Consider the following 20379-nt stretch of genomic DNA (forward strand, 5'->3'; position numbering starts at 1 on the left):
GACCACCCGGACCGGGGGGCCGTCCACCGGGTCCCGGGCGGGGAGCGTTGGCGTTCGGCGCCGGACCGCGGTTGGGTGACCCCGGACGCTGCTGCGGTTCCCGGCCCGGCAGCGGCCCACGGGGGCCGCGGCCACCGCGCGGGTCATCGCCGGATGGGGTCTCGTAGGGCGAAGTCACTGACAAGGTCTCCAAAGCTCGTATCGGTCTGATGGGCTCGTGTTCCGGTGCCCTATGGCACTCGGCGCGGACACCATCATCGGGCCGGGCGGGTTCATTCCGCGGCGGTGCGCCGGTTCACTCGGGAACGCGACCGCCGTTGCGGCGTCTTCCCGAGTACATAGGACTGCACCAGATGATTCCAGCTGCAAGTCCGGCACACCTCGACGACATGAACCGAGAACTCTTCTCTGGACTCGGCCAGGCGCACCAGCTCTTCCGGGCTGCGCGCAGAACCCGCGATCGGCCCCAGGCCGTCGCCGTAGACCCAGGATACGAGAGTGAGTTGTTCCTTCCGGCAGATAGGGCATGTGACCTCGCTCCCCCGGCCGTGAAATTTGGCCGCACGTAGCAGGTAGGGATTGGCGTCACATACCTCGGCGACATCGACACGGCCCGCATAGACGTCAGCCAGCAGCGACTTGCGCCGGAGCGCATAGTCCACCACTTGCCGCTGAATTCGCACGCCCCCAGAGTAGCTGTGTTGTATTACTGCCGCCTGCGGCCGGATTGGATCCGGGTCGGCGATCGGTCGCGACGGTGGTGGCCACCCGGATAGGATCGACCTCCTCGGAAACCTCCGAGCGTGGTTCGGAGCGGCTGTCCGAGCGGGGCTCGGCCACCAACCGCGCCGTTGGCGTATTTGCGCCAATGGTTTCCTGGGCGCGCAACAGTGGCCGTCGCCACATGCGGGAACCGAGGCCGTTCCGAGAATCCCTGCGCAACGTAGGATCCGCTGGTGTCGACAGTTGTGCCGGGCCGGACGCGAGCGCGCGATATCGATCGTGCCGGAACCGCCGGAAAGTTGGACGCGGCCTACGCCGAAGGCCAGCTGGGCGCTGCCGAATACCACGACCGCATCGCCCAGGCCCGCATCGCGAGAACACTCGGTGAGCTGTCGGAGCTGGTAGCCGACCTGCAGCAGGCCGCCGACGGCCCGCCCGCGGTCGTCCCGGCGCCGCGGTCCGGATATCCACCCGGTACGCGGGCCCGGACTGCCGATCGCCGATCCGCCGGCGAACTGCTCGACCGTGCCTACCGTGAAGGCCAGCTGACCGAAGACGAACATCATGCGGCCACCGAACTGCTCGCCGAGGCCGTCACCCTCGGCGATCTCGCGGATATCACTGCCGACCTGCAAGGCCCACGGCACACTCCGGTCGCGCCCCGCCCATCCGGTTCCGGCCACCCGCGCCGCTACTTCGCCGTCCTCGCTGCCGCCGCGCTGGCCGTGGCGTTCGGTGCATATACGCTTGCCGGTCGCGATACCGGATCCGCGGTGAGCGCCCCGCCCCCGGCGGCCGTGGAACCGGTAGCGGAGCAACCCCGGCCCGCGCCCGAGGGGCCCGAGCCGCTGGTTTTCGCCCCGCCGAACCTGGTGACCGGTGCCGGGCTCGCCCAGTTCATCGCCGAGTACCGCGAGCGCTTCGGCGATACCGTGGCAGACGAAGTGTGGCTGCACCCTGACCACGGCGATGTCGAACGTGCCGTACCCGGGCAGCCGAATCGCCTGGTGAGTTACGACTACCGGGGCGGGTTCAACCAGTCCGATGATCTGACCACCCGCCCGGTCGATACCCCGACCGTAGATCTGGGCACGCTCGATGCCGGCGCGATCGGCCGCGTGCTGACCGATGCCCCGGCGATCGCCCGCGTCCCCGACGGTGTGGTCACCCATATGAGTTTCGAGATCCAGACCTTCCCGCCGTACGACGGCGTACCTGCGGTCAGTGTCTACGTCTCCAATTCGTTCGACGAGAGCGGATGGCTGCTGGTCGGCCCGGCCGGCGATGTCCTGCGCGTCCGGCCGTTCGAGGGATGAGGGACGGGTAATGGCGAAAAAAGAACAGGTCAGGGCGCGTGACCACGATCGCGTCGAGATATGCGCGGTACTGGACGCGGCACTCTCGGACGGACAGTTGAATGCCGGCGAACACGCCACCCGCACCCGCTCGGCGATGCGGGCGAAATTCACGACCGACCTGGAAGGACTCGTTCGCGACCTGCAGGTGCCCGGCGAACTGGCCGGCGCCGCGATCCTGAGTGGCGACCGCGCCGCCCGGCCCTGGTGGCTACCGGTCGCAGTTCTGGCGGCCGCCGCCGTGCTCGGCGGTGGGGTCGGGTTCGTTGCGCGTGACGAACCAGCGCCGAGTATCGCTGCGGCCGCGGAGGCGGAATCCGAGCCCGCGTCGCTGCCGAACCTGCTCACCACCGATGGGCTGGCGTTCTTCATCGACGCCTACCGCCGGGAGTTCGGCGATACAGTGATCGACACGGCGACCGTTTTTCCGGACTTTCTGCTGGTCCAGCGGTTGGGTCAGGGCATCCCGCGCAACTTCCGTTTCGACACGGACGGGTTCGACGAGATGAGTGTCGCGGTACCCAGCTACGCGAACGGGCGGCCCATCGACCTGGCCGATATCGAGCTGACGACGCTGGGTGCGGTCTTGGCGGGAGCTCCGGCCTCGGTGCGCCTGGAGCAGGGCGAGGTCGAACATCTCGGATTCGGTTTCGAGCTGATCGCGCCCGCCGATGCCGGCCCGGTGATCGATATCTACGTCGAGGATCCCGCGGGCAGTACCGGGCACCTGTCCGTCTCGTTCGCCGGCACGCCCCTGGAAGTGTTTCCCGCCCGCTGAGCACCGGGCGGCGAACCCTGCCGGCCGGCCGAACAAAAGGCCCGGTTGTGCGCGGGCGCTCGGCCGCGGCCTGCTCGTCCGCCCGGTGTCCGCCTACTACGTCGCCGCCGATCCCCTTTTTCGCTCGGTCGCCGCCGTCTCGGAAGTTCGGGTTCACGCACCGATATGGGTGACATCAGCGCCGAAGGGTGGGTGATGTCCCCGGGCCGCCACGTGTGATGTAGCGGACTGAACTATGCACGGTTATATCGGTCCGATATAGTTGGGAATCGCATCCATTGGTTAGGTCTGTACGGAAGTCAGGGGGTGAAGCCCGGTGCTCGAACTGGCAATCCTCGGGCTGCTCCTGGAATCGCCCATGCACGGCTACGAGCTGAAGAAGCGGCTCACCGGCCTGCTCGGGGCGTTTCGGGCGTTCTCCTATGGATCGCTGTATCCGGCCTTGAAACGTATGCAGGCGGACCGGCTGATCGCAGAGGAGGCGCCCGACGGCATGGTCACCACCCGTCGAGCCCGGCGGGTGTACCAGCTGACACCGGCGGGCCGGGAGCGGTTCGGCGAGCTACTGGCCGATACCGGTCCGCAGAACTACACCGATGACGGCTTCGGCGTGCACTTGGCCTTCTTCAGCCGCACTCCCGCGGAAGCGCGGATGCGGATTCTGGAGGGCAGGCGGCGCCAGGTCGAGGAGCGCCGAGAGGGGCTGCGGGAGGCGATCAAGAAGGCGAGTGGCTCGCTGGATCGCTACACCCGCCAACTCCATCAACTCGGACTCGAATCAAGCGAGCGCGAAGTGCGCTGGCTCAACGAGTTGATTGCGGCGGAGCAATCGACGAAGGCGGCACCACAGAAAGAGGGAAATACCGGCCATGAGTAGTGGAGACACCAATAAGTCCAGTGTTCGCGTCGCCATCGTAGGTGTGGGCAACTGCGCCTCCTCGCTCGTGCAGGGCGTGCAGTACTACCACGACGCCGACGATTCCGCGACGGTGCCCGGCCTGATGCACGTGCGGTTCGGCCAGTACCACGTCCGGGACGTGCAGTTCGTGGCCGCCTTCGACGTGGACGCCAAGAAGGTCGGCTTCGACGTGTCCGAGGCGATCTTCGCCAGCGAGAACAACACCATCAAGATCTCCGATGTGCCGCCGCTCGGTGTCACCGTGCAGCGCGGACCGACCCTCGACGGTATCGGCAAGTACTACGCCGAAACCATCGAACTCGCCGAATCCGACCCGGTCGACGTCGTCCAGGTACTGAAGGACGCCGAGGTCGACGTGCTGGTCTCCTACCTGCCCGTCGGTTCCGACGAAGCGGACAAGTTCTACGCGCAGTGCGCTATCGACGCCGGTGTGGCCTTCGTCAACGCGCTGCCGGTGTTCATCGCCTCGGACCCGGAATGGGCCGAGAAGTTCCGCGCCGCGGGTGTACCGATCGTCGGCGACGACATCAAGAGCCAGGTGGGTGCCACCATCACCCACCGGGTCATGGCGAAACTGTTCGAGGACCGCGGTGTGCAGCTCGACCGCACCATGCAGCTGAACGTCGGCGGCAATATGGACTTCAAGAACATGCTGGAGCGTGAGCGCCTGGAATCCAAGAAGATCTCCAAAACGCAGGCTGTCACCAGCAATCTGCAGAAGGAGATGGGCGCCAATGATGTGCATATCGGCCCGTCCGATCATGTCGGCTGGCTCGACGACCGCAAATGGGCCTACGTCCGGCTGGAGGGCCGTGCGTTCGGTGATGTGCCGCTGAACCTGGAGTACAAGCTCGAGGTGTGGGACTCCCCGAACTCTGCGGGCATCATCATCGATGCGGTACGCGCCGCCAAGATCGCCAAGGACCGCGGAATCGGTGGCCCTGTTCTCCCGGCGTCGGCGTACCTGATGAAATCCCCGCCGAAGCAGATGGCCGACGATGTGGCCCGCACCGAGCTGGAAACCTTCATCATCGGATGAGGCCGGGGCTTTTTGCGGCGCCTTCGGCGCCGCGGGTATCGGCCCCCTGAGGCCCCTGCTTTCCGCACTCGACACTCGCGGCTGCGCCGCATCGCCTCGAGCACGGAAAGCAGGGACGGGCCGAAACCTCACAGGGCCTCGTAAGACTCGGCGCCGGCGTGGTTGCGTTGGGGCCGAGTGATTACGTCGAGGCCGGGCGCGGTGGGGCGGGCACGGGTTGCGGGTGGATGTGACTCAGTCCAGGGATACGTAGACCTCCACTGAGGTGGGCCCCGTGTAGCGTTCGAGTTCGGCGGTGTGGGAGCGGGTGATCGTGCCCGCTTTTTCCGCTTCCCGGACTCGGGCCCAGGCCGTGCGCAGCAGGTCGTACGGTTTTTCGGTGACCACGAATTTCGCGTACCGACCGGCCGGAACCCGGGTGAGCACATCGCCGGCGTCGAGGTCGGCCAGACCGGCGACCTCATAACCCAGCACCGCGACCGCGTGATCATCCTGGCCGATGTAGGCGGCGACCCGGGGCACCTCCTTTTCGCGGCTCAGGTACCGATCCCAGGTGAAGTTGACCAGGTCCAGATCGCGGGCCGATACCTCACGGCCGGCCAGCGGAACGGTGAGCCCGGCGACCATACTCTCGTCGAGAGTGACAATTTCGAAATCCACAGCTTCCTACCTGCCCGCCGAATCGTCTTCTGCCAGTGCCACGAAAACCTCCACCGTGTGCTTGTCCGGGTACCGCTCGTAATCCCCGGTGTAGGAACGCACCAGACGGTCGGCGGCCTCGGCATCCCAGATGGCACGCCACAGGGTCACAATGGTTTCGCCGAGATCCTCACCGCTGAGGGTGAACCGGGCGTACCGCCCGGCCGGGATCCGGGCGAGTACCTCCCCGGGTAGCAGATCGTCGAGGCTGCGGCAGCGGTAGCCGATGATATGGGTCAGGTACGAATTGATCTCGGGGGCATGATCGACGAACGCGCTGGCGGGTGGTCCGGGTAAGGCCCGGGACAGATTCCGTTTCCAGGCCTGTTCCACTTTGATCCGGCGCGGTCCTTCCACAGCGAGTGCTGGGCTGCGAAGTACCGTTCCCGCCACCAGCGTTTCCGGGCGGTCAACGACATTGAATTCCACCGGCGTAGCCCCTATGTCTCGTCATCCGTCGTCGCTCCAGCGCATATCCTCCCGCACGCCCTTCCCGGCGCGAGCGTGGGCCCGGTGCCGGTCGGTCGGATGGGCGACATCTCACTCTGGCCAACGATGCTGCCATGCCGACCGTTCCTTCGTCGGTATCCCGAGCGGAAATCCGTGGATTACGGCACCGGAACGGTAACGCCGGGCAATATTTCGACCACCCGTGGCGGCGGGGGAGGTGGTGGCGGTGGTGGCGGTGGCGGCGCGATGATCGGCGGTGCCGGTGCGGGTGGTGCGGGCTGGGGCGCGGGTCCGGGTTCGTACTCCGGTTCGGGCACATACGGTTCGGAAGCCGGCGGAATCACGATGAAAGGCTGCTGCTGCTGCTCCGGTTCCGGCTGCTGCGGCGGGTTGAGGATGTCGTACGGATTACCCGACGGCTGCGGGTTCGTGCCGGGCGGCGGCGGTGGCGGTGGCGCCGGGGCAGGGTTGCCGATCCGTTCCACGGGGGTATCGACGAGCGCGCCGTCCATGGTCTGTTTCCAGATATCGGAGGGGAGCCCGGAACCGTAGATGCGCCCGCCACCGGCGGTCATGATCGGCAGGTTGTGTTCGGTGCCGACCCATACGGCCGTCGACAGCGAGGGCGTGAAACCGACCATCCAGGCGTCCTTGTTCTGCCCGGTGTCACCCAACTGGGTGGTGCCGGTCTTGGCGGACGAGGGCCGCCCACTCAGCCCGTGACCGTTGGAGTAGTCGGCGATCGGCAGCATGGCCGCGGCGGTCCGGGCCGCGATATCCGGGGGAATGCGCTGTTCGGAGGGCTGCGGTTGTTCGCCGGTCTGCTGCTTCGGATCACTGCTGCGGTCCAGCAGGACCCGGCCGTCGCCGCGAACCACCCGCTGCACGAAATACGGCTGGTGATAGCGGCCTTCGCCGGCGATGGTCGCATAGGCCGAGGCCATGTCGAGCGGCCGCACCAGGTAGGTGCCCAGCACGATCGACGGCATAGGCTGCTCGCCCATCTCGGTCAGCGACTGTCCCGGCACGCCGGGGATATCGTGTGGTATCCCGGCCTGGTGCGCGGCGTCGGCGATGGCCTGGGGGCCGTTGTTCATGGCCAGGGTGAGCCGGTAGAAACTGGTGTTGAGGGAGCGTTTGAATGCTTCGGACAGCGGGCAGGTCCCGCAGGATTCGTTCTCGACATTGCGCACATCGACGCCGTTGACATCCACCGGCGCGCTGTCGAACGCACGGGACAACGGGATTCCCTGTTGTAGTGCGGCCAGCACCGCGAAGGTCTTGAATGCCGAACCGGTCTGCACCGGAGCCTGGGCGAAATCGAATCCGATACCGTCGGCGCCGCCGTAGTAGGCGCGTACCGCGCCGGACCTCGGGTCGATGGATACGACCGCGCTCCGCAGTTCCGGTGGCTGTCCGCCGAGGCGGCCGTCTTCGGCCGCCTGCGCTGCCTGCTGCGCCTTGGCGTCGATCGTGGTGACGATGCGCAGGGCGCCGGTGTTCACCTCTTCTTGCGATATCCCGGCGGCTGCGAGTTCACGCAGTACCTGGGCCTTGATATGGCCTTCCGGGCCGCGTTCGACAATGTTCTCGTCGAATACCGGCGGCGGGATGGTGGGCGGGAAAACCACCGTGCCGCGTTCACCGGGCGCGAGAGCCCCCATGGCGACCATGCCGTTGACGACATAGTTCCAGCGTTGCAGCAGCTGCGGAAGTTTGGTCTCCGGGTCCAGCCCGGACGGGGAGCGGATGAGCGCGGCCAGTACGGCTCCCTCGGCAACGGTCAGTTCGTTGACCGGCTTACCGAAGTAGGCCTGCGAACCTGCCTCGATCCCGTAGGCGCCGCGCCCGAAATAGATGGTGTTCAGGTAGGCGTGCAGGATCTCGTCCTTGTTCCACTCCCGCGACATCTTGGCGGAGATGATCAACTCATGCGCCTTACGGCTCACCGTTCGCTCGGGGCCGAGGAAGGCATTCTTGACGTACTGCTGGGTGATGGTGGAGCCGCCGCCCGCGTCGGCCCGCCCCAGGGCGTTGTCGCGCAGAGCGCGTAACAGGCCGGTAGGGGAGAAACCGGGGTTGTCGTAGAAGTTGCGGTCTTCCGCGGAGAGTACGGCGTCACGGACGTGCACCGGCACCTGTTCCAATGGCACCGGCGTGCGGTTGCCCTCGGGCGGCACCACCTTGGCCAGCTCCGTGGTGCCGTCGGAGGCGGTGATGGTGGCGGTCTGGTTCACCGGCACGGTTCCGGCCGCCGGGATCTCCGCGCTCCAGTACACAAGCGCCACCAGCAGTGCGGGGACGGCGACCAGGATGACGAACAGCCACAGGATCAGGTGGCGGATGCGCTGGCCCCGGGAACGGGGCGGGCGGCGGTACTGCGGGGGCCGGGGCGGCCGTGGACGCCCACCGGTGTCGAGCTGGTTCCAACCGGCGAGCGACGGGTATTGCGGCGATCTGGGAGTGTTGTGGCCACGCGGAGGTCGGAACGAGCTCACGATCATCTCCTCCCGGAGCGTCGGAAAAACTCAGGCGGCCCACCGCCCGACCCCAGGATACCCAGTGATCAGCTTTTGACCCCGCCTGCGGTCAGTCCGGAGATGATGCGTCGCTGGAACACCAGTACCAGAATTACCAGCGGTACGGTCACCAGCGTTCCCGCCGCCATAATCGACGCATAGGGCTCTACCTGGGGATTGTTCCCCGAGAAGCGTGCGATGGCCACCGTCACCGGTTCCGTGTCGCTACCGGAGAGCACCCGGGCAAGCAGGTACTCGTTGACGGCGGCGATGAACGCCAGGATCGCGGTGGTGAACACCGCGGGGGCCGCCAGCGGCAACATCACCAGCCGGAAAGCCTGCAATTTGGTGGCCCCGTCGATCCGGGCGGCCTCCTCGAGCTCCCACGGGAGATCGGCGAAGAACGACGCCAGAATGTATACCGTCAGCGGTAGTACGAAGGAGATATTGGGCAGGATCAACGCCTGGTACTTGCCGATCCAGCCGATATCGGTGAACAGCTGGAACAACGGCGTCACCAGGACGACCACCGGGAACATCGAAGCGCTCAGGATCACCCCGGACACCAGATACCGGCCTTTGAAAGTGAGCCGCGCCAGCGCGTAGGCCGCCATCACTCCGATGACCAGCGCGATCGCGGTACTGGCCGAGCCGATGATCACACTGTTGAGCAGTGCCTTACCGAAATTGTTACCGCGGCTGGTGTCGAAGACATCGCGGAAATTTTCGAGGGTGAGGTGGGTGGGCCACGGGGTGGGGTCGAAGGTGTAGGCGGGGTCGCGGAACGCGGTCACCGCCATCCAATAGAACGGTCCCAGTCCCCAGAGCAACACGATCAGCGCGCCCACGTAGATACGGGCCGAGCCGAGCCGGTGCCGCCAGGACGGGCGGGGCCGGGCGGGGGTGCCGGTTTGCTGTGTAGTCACCGCGGTCATGCCTTCCGCTGCTCTTCCTGCGTCCGCACTGCGTTCGCGCCCAGTACCTTCACCAGGACGAACGCCGCCGCGAAGATCAACAGGAAGGTGATCGTCGAGAGTGCCGCCGCGCTGTTGGGGCCCTGCCGGGTCTGTTCGACCACGAGCACCGACAAGGTCCGGGTGGCCGGCAGGTTATCGGTCATGATGGCGGGCAGGTCGTACATGCGCAGCGCGTCCATGGCGCGGAACAGCACCGCGACCAGCAGCGCCGGCTTCAGCAACGGCATCGTCACCTGGGTGAACCGCTGCCAGGCCGAGGCGCCGTCGACGCGGGCCGCCTCGTACACATCGTTCGGGATGATCTGCAGGCCCGCGAGCAGCAGCAGCGCCACGAACGGCGAGGTTTTCCACACGTCGGCGGCGATCACCGCGAAGCGGGCGGGCCAGGCATCGGAGGTCCACAGGATCTCGGTGCCGAAAATGGTGTTGACCAGGCCGTCGTACTGGAACATGAACTCCCAGAGCCGCGCCGTCACCGCTGTGGGGATGGCCCACGGGATCAGCACCGCAGCGCGCAGCAGAGCCCGGCCCCGGAACGTTTTGCCCATGACGATCGCCATCCCTAGGCCGATCGCGACCTCGAGCGTCACCGTCACCACGGCGAAGAACAAGGTCACCCCGACAGCGCCCCAGAACTCGGAGCCCAGATTGCCGGTGGGGCATTCGGTGACACCGCCGGTGATCACCTGGCATTGGCCGGCCAGCCAATGCAGGTAGTTGTAGAAGGTGCTTTCCCCGTTGTCGACGAAGCGGCCGGTTACGGCGTCGAGCCGATCGTCGTAGTGGAACGACATCCACAGCGCCCGCAACACCGGGTACCCGATCACCACAGCGAGGGCTATCAGCACCGGCGCGACGAACAGCCACGCCCTGCCTGTCATCCGCAATTCGTCGCGCAACCTGAGGGCCGTCCCGCCGGTACGTGCTGCGTTCGCGGGCTTATCTGTACGGACCGACGCCTGCGCGTCCGTTCCGGAAGGATCCGACACCGTTCTCTCTCCTGGCTCGCCGGGTCCGGTTGAACTGTGACTACGATCCGGCCGTCTCGATGCCCTTCTGCATGCCGATGATCGCGTCGTTCACGGACTTGGTTCCGGTCAGGGCAGCATATGCGTTGTCCTGAATGGCTTTGGACACCGCCGGATAGAACGGGGTGACCGGTCGGGGCACCGCGCTGGCGATGGAATCCTTGAGGGCGGGCAGGTACGGCATCTTGGCGATGAGTGCCGGGTCGTCGTAGATCGAGGCCCGCACTGAGGGCAGAGCGCCGGAGGCAATGATGTGCTGCGCCTCTTCGCTGATCAGGTACTTCAGGAAATCCAGTGCGGTGGCCTTGTTCTCGGAGTACGCGCTGATCGCGGCGTTGTAGCCGCCGAGTGTGGAGGCGCCGATACCGGCATCGCCGGGCAGCGGTGCCACACCGAATTTGTCCTTCACCGCGGATGATTCCGAGGCGGCATCACCGTAGGTGGACGGCCAGCTGCGCAGGAACATGAGTTTGCCCTGGTTGAAAGCCGCGCCGCTTTCGGGCTCCTGGAAGGTGACCGCCTCGCGGGGGATATCGCCGACCTTGTAGGCGTCCACCAACTGCTGGAGTCCGGCTCGTGATTCGGCACTGTTCACTGTCGGGGTGCGGCCGTCGGTGCCGACGAAGGTGCCGCCGAACGCGTTGATCACCTCGGCGGTGTTCACCGTCAAACCCTCGTAGGGCGCGAACTGGCCCGCATAGCAGCCGATCTGCTGCTCCCGCGCGATCGGGCAGGAGGCCAGCATCTCCGCCCAGGTACGGGGTGGGGCGGGAACCAGGTCTTTGCGATAGAACAGCAGCCCACCGTTGGTGTTGCGGGGTGCGGCGTAGAGGGTGCCGTTGTAGGTGGCGCTGGCGACCGGCGGGGACAGCAGCGGGGCGGTGTCGATCGCGAACTGGTCCTCCAAGGGCTGGATCCAGCCCTTGGCAGCGAACTCTGCGGTCCACGGGACATCCAGGGCCACCACGTCGTAGTCCGGCGATTTGGCCCGCATATGTTCGACCAGATCGTCGTACTGTGCGGAGGCGTCGTTGGACTGCTCTTTGTAGGTGACCTGCTCGTCGGGGTGGGTGGCGTTCCAGCGATCGATCAGCTGTTTCACCGCACCGGTTTCGGTGGTGTCCTTACCTTCGACGTAGGTGATCGGGCCGCGGCCGTCCTGGTTCCTGCTGAGCTGCTCATCGGTGTCGCTGGTGTTGCACGCGGTGGCAAAGGTCACGGTCAGCAGCGCGATCGGCAAAAGCACGAGCGCAGCACGTAGAGACGGCACCTTCTTGAAAGCCATCGTGGAACTCCAGAGTCGACACAGTGAGCGGCAGCACATGGCAACTTACATGGTGCGAACGTCGCGTGTGGGGTACTCCTGGTGCGAACAACCCGCCGGCCGGTCCACGCCGGACGGCGTGTGCGGCCTGCGGGGAGCGTAACCCCAGGTGGGAGGGTTGCTTCTACCCTCTACCTCCGGATGGGCCGGCGGGACGTTCCGGTTGCCGGTCCGGAGCCGGTGCCGTCCGGCGGCAGTATGGGCTGCGCCTGCCGCCGCGCACTAGGCTGGGCCGCGATGCCGACCTCGAACGCTGTCTCGGAACGCCTGCTCACCAGGATCGGTGGACTGCTGCGCCAAGCCGAGTCGACGGACAACGAGCACGAGGCCGAGGCATTCCTGGCTGCCGCCCAGCGCCTGGCCACCCGCTCCTCGATCGATCTGGCGGTGGCGCGGACACACACCCGGGACCGGGAACGCGGCGCGACACTCATCCAGCGGATGATCCCGATCGGCGAACCGGGTCGCAAGGGTCTGCGGACCTACGTCCAGCTGTTCGTGGCCATCGCCGACGCCAACGATGTGCGCTGCGATGTCGCCCGCACCTCCACCCAGGTGTACGCCTACGGGTTCGCCGCCGATATCGATGTCTGCGAGGCGCTGTACTCCAGCCTGCTGGTGCAGATGGTGCAGGCGTCGGATCGTTACATCAAATCCGGGGCCCACCGTTCGGCGACCATGGAGAAGGTGGTCGTCGAACGGCGCCGCGGGCGGCGGGTGCGTCGCGTGGTCCGAGTACCGGTTGCCGGGGTCACCGCCCGGCTCAACTTCCAGATGGCGTTCGCGGCGCGAGTCGGCGCGCGGCTGACCGAGACCAAGGCGGAGGTCGAACGGGCGGCCACCGTACGCGACGCGCAGGCGCCCGAACCGATCACCGAAGAACAAGCTGCCGGGACCGCGCTCGCGTTGCGGGGCAAGGAGATCGAATTATCCGATTTCTACAGCCGCAATTCCGAGGCCCGCGGCACATGGCGTGGGCCGCAGACCTCCACCGGCTACGCGCCGGATGCCCGCAGGGCCGGGGACCGCGCGGGCCGGGTGGCCAGGCTGGGTTTCTCGCCGGAATTGGCCGCGGCACGTGATCGGCTCGAGGGGCCCGGAGAATAAACGTGGCGGGTGATCGGGCCGGGGCCGGTGTTGTCCGGGCGGCAGGCAGCGGTGTTGTTCAGCTCTGCCGGACAGGTATTCGGGGCCGGCCGAATACCGCGGCGGCGGTTTCTTCCGGCGGGAGTGCCCGGTGAACTCGGTGCGGGACTCTCAGCGCGGCAAGGTTTACGACGCCGAACAGCTGGTGCGCGCGGTATTCGATCGGGCCGCCGGATCCGGGCAGCGCACCGTCGAGGTGCACGGTTCACGGCTGACTCTTCCGGTGGAACGGAAATTCGCCTCGGTGGAATCGGTGCAGGCGTACTGCGATCGCGTGCTCCGGCTGAATTGGGTTGCGGTGAAATGGGAACGGGCCGCCGTGCCGATCCGGGTGCGTGCCCGCGTGGGAACAGGTGCGGCTCATTATGAATCGGCCCACGGTGTCCTCGCCGTACCGGTCCACGGCGACAGTCCTCGCCGTGGTGGTGCTCCATGGGCGTTGCGGGAGTTGGTGGTACTGCACGAAATCGCCCATCACCTCGAGTCACGCCCGGACGCGGTCGCCGCGCACGGCCCGGAATTCGGTGGCAGGTATGTCGAGCTGGTCGAGGGCGTCCTCGGTCCGGAAGCGGGTTTCCTGTTGCGCATCACCATGCACGACAGCGGGGTGCGACTCGCGTGAGCCTGTTCCGCAGACCTTCCTACCCAGCGTCGACGGTCACGTTCGACACGGTGGGCGTAAGGCCGCGTTCAGCTGCTGTCGCGGACGGACTCACCCGCCGTGTCGACCGGCCAGCAGCCCCAATGTCCGGGTGAGCCGTTCGGTCCACCAGCGGGTGCGTTCCGGGTCGGGATGCCGGTACTTCTCCAGGAGGCCGGGGCCTGGTTGCGGGGTGGTTTGCGGGACCGGCAGGTAGCCGTTCACCGGGCGCAGTGAATCGGTCACCAGATCACCTTCGAGAAGGGTCACCGTGCCCAGCCCGCACGCGTGGTCCAGTTCCGGGAGCGCGCCTGCCAGGGCCAACTGCGCGGACAACCCGATACTGGTCTCGAGTGCCGAGGAGATCACGCACGGCAGACCGGCCGCCTCTGCCACCTCCAGAGCCCGCCGCACCCCGCCGAGCGGGGTGCATTTGATCACCGCGATATCCGCCGCGCCTGCGACGGCCACCCGCAAAGGATCCTCCGCGCGGCGGATGGATTCATCGGCGGCGATCGCGACATTCACTCTGCGACGGACCTCGGCGAGTTCCCCGATCGTTCGGCAAGGTTGTTCGACGTATTCCAAACCGCTTGCGGCGCTGTCGATCGCACGGATACTCCGGACGGCGGTGTCCACATCCCACACCGCGTTCGCGTCCACTCGGATCGCGCCGGCGGAACCCAGCGCCGACCGCACCGCTTCCACCCGGGCCAGATCCTCGGGCAGTGCGCCGGGGTGATCGGCGACCTTCACCTTCGCGGTCCGGCAACCCGAACCGGCGACGAGATCGTGCGCCCGTTCCGGCGAAACCGCGGGGACCGTGCAGTTGACCGGAATGCGATCACGTACCGGTTCGGGCCAGCCCACGGCGACCTGTTCGATGGTGGTTGCCAGCCAGTTCGCGGCTTCGTGATCGTCGTATTCGGGAAATGGGCAGAATTCACCCCACCCCCGCGGACCGCGCAGCACTATGCCCTCGCGCACGGTGATCCCCCGGAATTTCGACCGCATCGGGATCGCGTAGACGGTGATGGAGTCGATCTCGGGCAGCTCGGTCACCGTCCTCACGTTAGTCGGCGCGGCCACCCGCTGTCCGGAGTCCGGTGAGGGATGGGCTGCGCGTCAGACTGCCACCGGCTCGGCGCATTCTGCCTCCTTGCGGTATTGCCCAGGAGCCGAGCCGAACTCGCGCTTGAATGCTTTGGCGAATGCGAATTCCGAGCCGTAGCCGACCTCGCGTGCCACCGTGGCCAGGGCGTCGGCGCTTTCGCGTAACCGCTTCGCGGCGAGGATCATGCGCCAGCGGGTTACATACGACAACGGTCCTTCGCCTATCGTGGCGACGAATCTGCGGGCCAGTGTTGCGCGCGAAACCCCGGCTGTAGCGGCCAGGTCGTCCACGGTCCACGGGCGGGCCGGATCGGCGTGCACAGCGTGTAATGCCGTCGCGACTGCCGGGTCGCCGAATGCCGCGGCCCACCCGGACGGTCGAGTATCGGCGTTGTCGTCCAGCCATGCCCGCAGGATGTACAGCAGCAACGTATCCAGTAGCGACGGCACCAGAGCGGCTGTTCCGGCACGGGGCTCGGCCAGTTCGGCCGACAGCAGGTCTACCGCGCCGCGCAGGCCGGTGTGTCTGCCCAGCTGGGCGGGCAGATGTAGGAATTCCGGCAGCCCGTCGAGCATCGGGTGCGCACGGCGCCGGTCGAGTGCGTACGCGCCGCACAGCAGCATGCTGCGCGGTCCGGGCCCGATGATCTCCCGAGGCTCGCCGGGCCGGGCGGTCTCGATGACGGGGGTGGTGGGATCGTCGGCGAGGACGTGGTCCGCGCCGCGCGGCATGAACATCACATCACCGATACCGAGCGCGAGTGTGTCACCGCCGGGCGTGCGCAGCCAGCAGGACCCTTGCAGTACGACATGGAAACCCGCGCCGGGGACAACCGGGTATTGCCGGCCCCATGGGGCGTGCCGGATGAACAAGCCGGAACTCGGACTGCTGGTGCGGATCGCGGAGAGCGCGTCGGAGAGAATGTCCACAGATGGAGTGTATCTCCGTCTAGATGAGTGTTTTAGACATATATATGAGCTATCTACCCATTCTGACACTCAAAGATGATCCGTAGATTCATGCTCGACGATGCCACCCAGGAACGGGAGTTCGAGATGAAGATCGCTGTATACGGTGCCACCGGCCACACCGGGAGCCACCTCACGGCAGAGTTGGTGCGACGGGGAGCCGACCGAGTCCTTGTCGGACGGGACAGCGACCGGTTGAGGTCGATCGCCCGGGACACCCGCTCCGAGATGCGAATTGCCACCCTCGGCGACCACCAAGCGCTGGTCGCAGCCTTCGCCGGAGCCGACGCGGTGATCAGCAGCCTGCCGGCCTATGTGGATCACGGCGCACCTGTGCTGGCGGCCGCGATAGCCGCAGGAGCGCACTACGTGGACCTTTCGGGCGAACAACTGTGGTTGAAGCGGGCCTTCGACGAATTCGGCACGGCCGCCCGCGAAGCCGGTGTGGCGGCGGTCCCCGGGATCACCGACAGCAATCTGCCCGGGGATCTGCTTGCCAACCTGGCCGCCCGGCGGGTCGGCGGACCGGCGGATATCGTGATCAGCCACCGGACCCGAAGCGGCGGCGAAGGTTCACGAGGGAGTGCGCGGACCCTGCTGGCGAGCCTGGACTGGTTCCGAAGTGGTGGCTGGCACTATCAGGACGAGGGTCTGCACCGAGGCCCCCTCGACAGGCACACCACGATGGTGTTCCCCGGCGATACCGAGGAGACCGCGGTCACGAAATTCCCGCAGCCACCGGTGCTGACGATTCCCCGGCACACGCCGGTTCGCTTCGTCAGCGGGGTCCTCGACGTGAATATCCACGCGGCCGTGGGCGGGATGACCTCCGATATCGTCGACACACTGCCGGAGGTGCCGTCGGTAACCGCAGATATGCGATACGACCTCGTGGTAGATGCGATCGGCGCGGACGGCGTAGGCGTGCGCGCGATACTGAGCGGCGTCGACTCCTACCGAGACTCCGCGCTCATGGCGGTGGCCGCGGCCGCCGCTCTCGTCGAGAACGAGACCGTGCATCCCGGAGTTCTGGCGGCCGCCGAGGCGTTTACACCGCAAGAATTTCTCGACGCACTGGTGCCGCACGGTATCGCCTGGCGCATCGAGGAGCCGGTGCGCCGATGAGCATCCGGAAGATACGAACCAACCTGCTGTCTGCTCTGCTGGGAGTCCTGCTGACTGTCTCCGGTACGGCGCTGTACGTGGGTGCCTCCGGATCGAGCGCGCCGCACGAGACCTGGCTCGACAGCTGGTCCGCGGCGCAGATATCCGCCGGCGATGTGCTCGGGCCGAATTGGTCGGCCGCCGGTTTCGCCGGCCACACCATCCGCCAGACCGTGCGCCCCACCCTCGCCGGGGACTCCGTTCGGATCACCCTGTCCAACCTCTTCGGTGATCGACCGCTGCCGATCGCGGCGGCCACCATCGCGCACGCCACCGATGGTGCGGCGGTACGTTCGGGCACGGTGCGCCCGCTCTCCTTCGGCGGTGCACCTGGCGCGGTGATCCCGCAGGGTGCCGAACTCACCAGCGACGCCACCGACTACCCGGTCAATGCTCGGCAATCGCTCACCGTGACTCTGTATCTCAGCCGGCCGACGGGCCCGGCCACCTTCCACTACCTCGCCAATACCACCACGTACCGCGCGATCGGGGATCACAGCGCCGACGTCGACGGCGGGGCGTTCACCGAATTCAGTAACTCGTGGTACTACCTGGCCGGCGTGGAAGTCTCCGGCATCCCGAACCGCGATGGCGTCGTCGTCTTCGGCGATTCCCTCACCGACGGTGCCGGGGCATGGCCCGATATGGACAATCGCTATCCGGATGCGCTCGCCGACCGGCTTGCCGTGGCCGGCCGGCCACGCGCGGTGCTCAACGCCGGGATCGGCGGGAACCGTATCGTGTCGGATTCCGCGTATGTCGGACAGCGCGCAGCAACCCGGTTCCGCCGCGATGTACTCGACAAGGAGGGGGTCGGCACCGTGATCCTGCTCTCGGGCATCAACGATATCGGCGCAAGCGAATTGCACGAACCATGGATGCGCCCGAATCCCGAGGTCACCGCCGGCCAGTTGATCGCCGAATACCGCCAGCTGATCCGGATGGCGCGCGCCGGTGGTTTGCAAATTATCGGCGGCACCCTGCTGCCCTTCCAGGGAGCTCCCTATTACAGTGAGCGGGGCGAACGAGTTCGCGACGCGGTCAACACCTGGATTCGCGGGTCCGGTGAGTTCGACGCTGTCGTCGACTTCGAACGAGCGCTCGCCGATCCGGCGGACCCGGACGCACTGGCTGCGCGGTTCGACAGCGGAGACCAGCTGCACCCCGGCCCCGCAGGGTATTCCGCAATGGCCGACGCCGCCGTGGCCGTCTTGCTGGGGGCCGCGGACTAGCTGTCGCCGGCCGATCGCGCGAGTTGCTCTCGATCCAGTCGACCCCGAATTTCACGACGACGGGCGCCTCGTATTCGACGTACCGCTTCCCGGCGCCTCGGCGTGTGCTTCTGGCGTGGTGCAGGAGTGCGGGGCAGCAGTCGGGCCCGGATGCGCCGAGTGGGGTAGCCGAGCGCGATGGCGCCGCGGCTGGTCAACCGTAGTGGTAGCGGCACGCTGCGATTCGGATCTCATCGTCCACGATCTTGTATACGAGTCGGTGCTCGTCGTTGATCCGCCGTGACCAGTAGCCCCGGAATCCGTGCTTCAACGGCTCCGGCTTCCCGATTCCCTCGTTGCCGTTGCGATCGATATCGGCGATCAGCTGATTGATCCGCTTCAACAGCTTTCGATCCTGCGCCTGCCACCACAGGTAATCCTGCCAGGAATTCTCGTCCCAAACGAGTTTCACTCGATCACGTCTCGAACAGTGCCCGCGCCCTCTTCCAGGCGCTCGATCGCCGAGAGGAGGCGGCGGGCATTGGCCGGGCTTCGCAAGAGGTATGCGGTTTCCCGCAGTGACTCGTAGTCGTCGAGGGAAACCATTACCACCGGCTCGTGGCCGGCCCGGGTGATCACGACCTCCTCGCGGTCGTCGACAACGCTGTTCAGAACTTCCGCGTAGTTCTTACGCGACTCGGAATACGACATCGTGCGCATTACGACCTCCTCGTTCACCCACGTACATAAAATTGTACGTGGGTGAAACCGGGGGACGCAAGGCGCCTCGATCGCTGCCTGTGGCCACCCCGGTCAATTCAGGCGTCGGCCGTCGTCGTCAGCGAAGAAGTAGATGTGATCGGGGCCTGGGGTGAGGTGTACGCGGCTGCCTTTGGCGGGTGGGTTGCGCCAGTCGGTCCGTGCCACGATCGTCTCGGCACCTGCGGTGTGGTCGGCGGGGCGGCCGTAGATGAACGCGTCGGAACCGAGTTCCTCCACTACGTCGACCTCGATTTCGATACCCGATTCCCCGGTGTCGAGGTGTTCGGGGCGGATTCCGATCGTTACCGAGGTGCCCGCCTCGTCGGCCACCGACCTCGGCAGCCGCAAGGTGTACCCACCGACTCGGACCTCGCCGTCGGCCACGGGGAGCGTGAACAGGTTCATGGCCGGCGAACCCATGAAGCCGGCGACGAACACGTTCGCGGGATCGCGGTAGAGGTCGCGCGGGGAAGCACATTGCTGCAGCAGGCCGTCGCGCATGACCGCGACCCGGTCGCCCATGGTCATGGCCTCGACCTGGTCGTGGGTGACGTAGACGGTGGTGGTCGCCAGCCGGCGCTGCAGCTGCGCGATCTGGGTGCGAGTCTGGACGCGCAGTTTGGCATCCAGGTTGGACAGTGGTTCGTCCATCAGGAATACCTGCGGATCGCGTACGATCGCCCGCCCCATCGCGACCCGCTGCCGCTGTCCACCGGACAGTGCTTTCGGCAGCCGGTCCAGGAACGGCTCCAGGTCGAGCAGGCGGGCGGCCTCCCCTACCCGGCGCTGCTTCTCGTCCTTGCCGACCTTCGCCAGTTTGAGCGCGAATCCCATGTTCTCGGCGACGGTCATATGCGGGTAGAGCGCATAGTTCTGGAACACCATCGCGATATCGCGGTCCTTCGGGTCGGTGCTCGTCACATCGCGATCACCGATGAGGATGCGCCCGCCGGTGACCTCCTCGAGCCCGGCCAGCATTCGTAGCGAGGTGGATTTGCCGCAGCCCGAGGGGCCCACCAGCACCAGGAACTCGCCGTCGGCGATCTCGAGCTGCAGTTGATCGACAGCGGGCGTCTTGGCGCCCGGATACTGCCGGCTGGCGCGATCAAAGGTCACCGTGGCCACGGCTGTTCACTTCCCTTCACCGAGTGGAACACGCGAAGTGGAGCGAATTCGCAACATGTGCGTGGTCATGGCGTCAGAGGCTACCGTTGAGGTTCCCGAGCTCCGCATGGTCTGTAGGTTTCCGCTGCAAATCGTGCCAGCGAACACCCCCGCTGTCCACCCGTTCGGCGCGCTTGCGCGCGGGCCGAACGGGCGGGGTCGCGTGCAGTCGGATCGGCTGTCACCGGCCGGTCGGGTGGGCCGCCCGGGGCGTGGGGACGGTGGGCTCCGACGATCGTCCGGGGCTCCCCGACGGAGTTCGGGCCGTGAGCAGGCCGCTTTCCGTGGTGTTTCGGCGTGCCGCGAATCGTCGGAGGAATCAGCTGCTTTCAGTTGTTCGAAACCGCCGATGAACAGGTGATAACCATGTTACTGTCGCTCTGCTCGCGCTGCGGGAAC

20 protein-coding genes are annotated in these 20379 nt (G+C 66.6%); 8 read left to right on the forward strand and 12 right to left on the reverse strand.

Annotation, left to right across the window (positions count from 1 at the left end):
- Window positions 1-272: 272 nt before the first annotated feature.
- On the reverse strand, window positions 273-683 hold the full coding sequence (locus NS6_RS30640) for a DUF5318 domain-containing protein (RefSeq protein WP_168433960.1): 411 nt from the start codon (window positions 681-683) through the stop codon (window positions 273-275).
- A gap of 273 nt (window positions 684-956) precedes the next feature.
- On the opposite strand from NS6_RS30640, the gene NS6_RS35315 reads away from it, so the two are divergent.
- The 4 genes from NS6_RS35315 (at window position 957) to NS6_RS30660 (ending at window position 4814) form a co-directional block, all read left to right on the forward strand.
- Window positions 957-2039 (forward strand): DUF1707 SHOCT-like domain-containing protein, encoded by a 1083-nt coding sequence (locus NS6_RS35315; RefSeq protein WP_084471560.1) that lies wholly within the window; start codon window positions 957-959, stop codon window positions 2037-2039.
- A gap of 10 nt (window positions 2040-2049) precedes the next feature.
- Window positions 2050-2856 carry a DUF1707 SHOCT-like domain-containing protein gene (locus NS6_RS30650; protein WP_068049359.1) on the forward strand — a complete coding sequence of 269 codons (807 nt, stop codon included), beginning with the start codon at window positions 2050-2052 and terminating at the stop codon, window positions 2854-2856.
- 316 nt (window positions 2857-3172) lie between these two features.
- The gene (locus NS6_RS30655) at window positions 3173-3733 is read left to right on the forward strand and encodes a PadR family transcriptional regulator (RefSeq protein WP_068049362.1); all 561 of its coding nucleotides are present in this window, start codon (window positions 3173-3175) and stop codon (window positions 3731-3733) included.
- A complete protein-coding gene (locus NS6_RS30660; protein WP_068049364.1) occupies window positions 3726-4814 on the forward strand; it encodes an inositol-3-phosphate synthase in 1089 nt (362 codons plus the stop codon). Before NS6_RS30655 ends, NS6_RS30660 begins: the two co-directional genes overlap by 8 nt.
- Before the next feature lie 234 nt (window positions 4815-5048).
- Here NS6_RS30660 and NS6_RS30665 read toward each other — a convergent pair whose 3' ends face one another.
- The 6 genes from NS6_RS30665 to NS6_RS30690 form a co-directional block, all read right to left on the reverse strand.
- Complete coding sequence (locus tag NS6_RS30665; RefSeq protein WP_068049366.1) at window positions 5049-5474, reverse strand: GyrI-like domain-containing protein; 426 nt, start codon at window positions 5472-5474, stop codon at window positions 5049-5051.
- 6 nt (window positions 5475-5480) lie between these two features.
- Window positions 5481-5942 (reverse strand): GyrI-like domain-containing protein, encoded by a 462-nt coding sequence (locus tag NS6_RS30670; RefSeq protein WP_068049368.1) that lies wholly within the window; start codon window positions 5940-5942, stop codon window positions 5481-5483.
- Between the two features lie 179 nt (window positions 5943-6121).
- Window positions 6122-8467, reverse strand: coding sequence for a transglycosylase domain-containing protein (locus NS6_RS30675; RefSeq protein WP_084471562.1), 2346 nt, complete (start codon window positions 8465-8467; stop codon window positions 6122-6124).
- A gap of 62 nt (window positions 8468-8529) precedes the next feature.
- Window positions 8530-9417, reverse strand: a complete 888-nt coding sequence (locus NS6_RS30680) for a carbohydrate ABC transporter permease (RefSeq protein ID WP_084471563.1) — start codon at window positions 9415-9417, stop codon at window positions 8530-8532.
- Window positions 9414-10448, reverse strand: a complete 1035-nt coding sequence (locus NS6_RS30685) for a carbohydrate ABC transporter permease (protein ID WP_371859384.1) — start codon at window positions 10446-10448, stop codon at window positions 9414-9416. The genes NS6_RS30680 and NS6_RS30685 overlap by 4 nt, the downstream gene beginning before the upstream one ends.
- A gap of 40 nt (window positions 10449-10488) precedes the next feature.
- Entirely contained in the window at window positions 10489-11772 is a 1284-nt protein-coding gene (locus NS6_RS30690) for an ABC transporter substrate-binding protein (protein ID WP_068049371.1), read from the reverse strand.
- A gap of 276 nt (window positions 11773-12048) precedes the next feature.
- On the opposite strand from NS6_RS30690, the gene NS6_RS30695 reads away from it, so the two are divergent.
- Window positions 12049-12918: a DUF2786 domain-containing protein gene (locus tag NS6_RS30695; protein ID WP_068049435.1), complete on the forward strand. Its 870-nt coding sequence runs from the start codon at window positions 12049-12051 to the stop codon at window positions 12916-12918.
- A 130-nt stretch (window positions 12919-13048) separates the two neighbouring features.
- Window positions 13049-13579 (forward strand): TIGR04338 family metallohydrolase, encoded by a 531-nt coding sequence (locus NS6_RS30700; protein WP_068049373.1) that lies wholly within the window; start codon window positions 13049-13051, stop codon window positions 13577-13579.
- Window positions 13580-13669: 90 nt separating this feature from the next.
- Here the strand turns inward: NS6_RS30700 and NS6_RS30705 are convergent, their stop codons facing one another.
- Window positions 13670-14650 (reverse strand): o-succinylbenzoate synthase, encoded by a 981-nt coding sequence (locus NS6_RS30705; RefSeq protein WP_068049437.1) that lies wholly within the window; start codon window positions 14648-14650, stop codon window positions 13670-13672.
- 72 nt (window positions 14651-14722) lie between these two features.
- Window positions 14723-15640 (reverse strand): AraC family transcriptional regulator, encoded by a 918-nt coding sequence (locus tag NS6_RS30710; RefSeq protein WP_068049375.1) that lies wholly within the window; start codon window positions 15638-15640, stop codon window positions 14723-14725.
- Between the two features lie 75 nt (window positions 15641-15715).
- Between NS6_RS30710 and NS6_RS30715 the strand changes: the two genes are divergently transcribed.
- Together NS6_RS30715 and NS6_RS30720 are read left to right on the forward strand one after the other, a co-directional pair.
- Window positions 15716-16804 carry a saccharopine dehydrogenase NADP-binding domain-containing protein gene (locus NS6_RS30715; protein ID WP_084471564.1) on the forward strand — a complete coding sequence of 363 codons (1089 nt, stop codon included), beginning with the start codon at window positions 15716-15718 and terminating at the stop codon, window positions 16802-16804.
- Window positions 16801-18075: an SGNH/GDSL hydrolase family protein gene (locus NS6_RS30720; RefSeq protein WP_068049377.1), complete on the forward strand. Its 1275-nt coding sequence runs from the start codon at window positions 16801-16803 to the stop codon at window positions 18073-18075. The genes NS6_RS30715 and NS6_RS30720 overlap by 4 nt, the downstream gene beginning before the upstream one ends.
- Before the next feature lie 193 nt (window positions 18076-18268).
- Here the strand turns inward: NS6_RS30720 and NS6_RS30725 are convergent, their stop codons facing one another.
- The 3 genes from NS6_RS30725 to NS6_RS30735 form a co-directional block, all read right to left on the reverse strand.
- On the reverse strand, window positions 18269-18526 hold the full coding sequence (locus NS6_RS30725) for a Txe/YoeB family addiction module toxin (protein ID WP_068049378.1): 258 nt from the start codon (window positions 18524-18526) through the stop codon (window positions 18269-18271).
- The gene (locus tag NS6_RS30730) at window positions 18523-18774 is read right to left on the reverse strand and encodes a type II toxin-antitoxin system Phd/YefM family antitoxin (protein WP_068049441.1); all 252 of its coding nucleotides are present in this window, start codon (window positions 18772-18774) and stop codon (window positions 18523-18525) included. The genes NS6_RS30725 and NS6_RS30730 overlap by 4 nt, the downstream gene beginning before the upstream one ends.
- Before the next feature lie 93 nt (window positions 18775-18867).
- Entirely contained in the window at window positions 18868-19941 is a 1074-nt protein-coding gene (locus NS6_RS30735) for an ABC transporter ATP-binding protein (protein ID WP_068049381.1), read from the reverse strand.
- Window positions 19942-20379: the final 438 nt, after the last annotated feature.

Origin of the sequence: Nocardia speluncae NBRC 108251 (genome assembly GCF_001613245.1) — a bacterium.
Lineage (GTDB): Bacteria > Actinomycetota > Actinomycetes > Mycobacteriales > Mycobacteriaceae > Nocardia > Nocardia speluncae.

Coding starts and splice junctions, on each gene's coding strand:
- NS6_RS30650 (WP_068049359.1), top strand. CDS start 2,050: ATGGCGAAAAAAGAACAGGTCAGGGCGCGTGACCACGATCGCGTCGAG.
- NS6_RS30660 (WP_068049364.1), top strand. CDS start 3,726: ATGAGTAGTGGAGACACCAATAAGTCCAGTGTTCGCGTCGCCATCGTA.
- NS6_RS30675 (WP_084471562.1), bottom strand. CDS start 8,467: ATGATCGTGAGCTCGTTCCGACCTCCGCGTGGCCACAACACTCCCAGA.
- NS6_RS30680 (WP_084471563.1), bottom strand. CDS start 9,417: ATGACCGCGGTGACTACACAGCAAACCGGCACCCCCGCCCGGCCCCGC.
- NS6_RS30690 (WP_068049371.1), bottom strand. CDS start 11,772: ATGGCTTTCAAGAAGGTGCCGTCTCTACGTGCTGCGCTCGTGCTTTTG.
- NS6_RS30695 (WP_068049435.1), top strand. CDS start 12,049: ATGCCGACCTCGAACGCTGTCTCGGAACGCCTGCTCACCAGGATCGGT.
- NS6_RS30715 (WP_084471564.1), top strand. CDS start 15,716: ATGATCCGTAGATTCATGCTCGACGATGCCACCCAGGAACGGGAGTTC.
- NS6_RS30720 (WP_068049377.1), top strand. CDS start 16,801: ATGAGCATCCGGAAGATACGAACCAACCTGCTGTCTGCTCTGCTGGGA.
- NS6_RS30730 (WP_068049441.1), bottom strand. CDS start 18,774: ATGCGCACGATGTCGTATTCCGAGTCGCGTAAGAACTACGCGGAAGTT.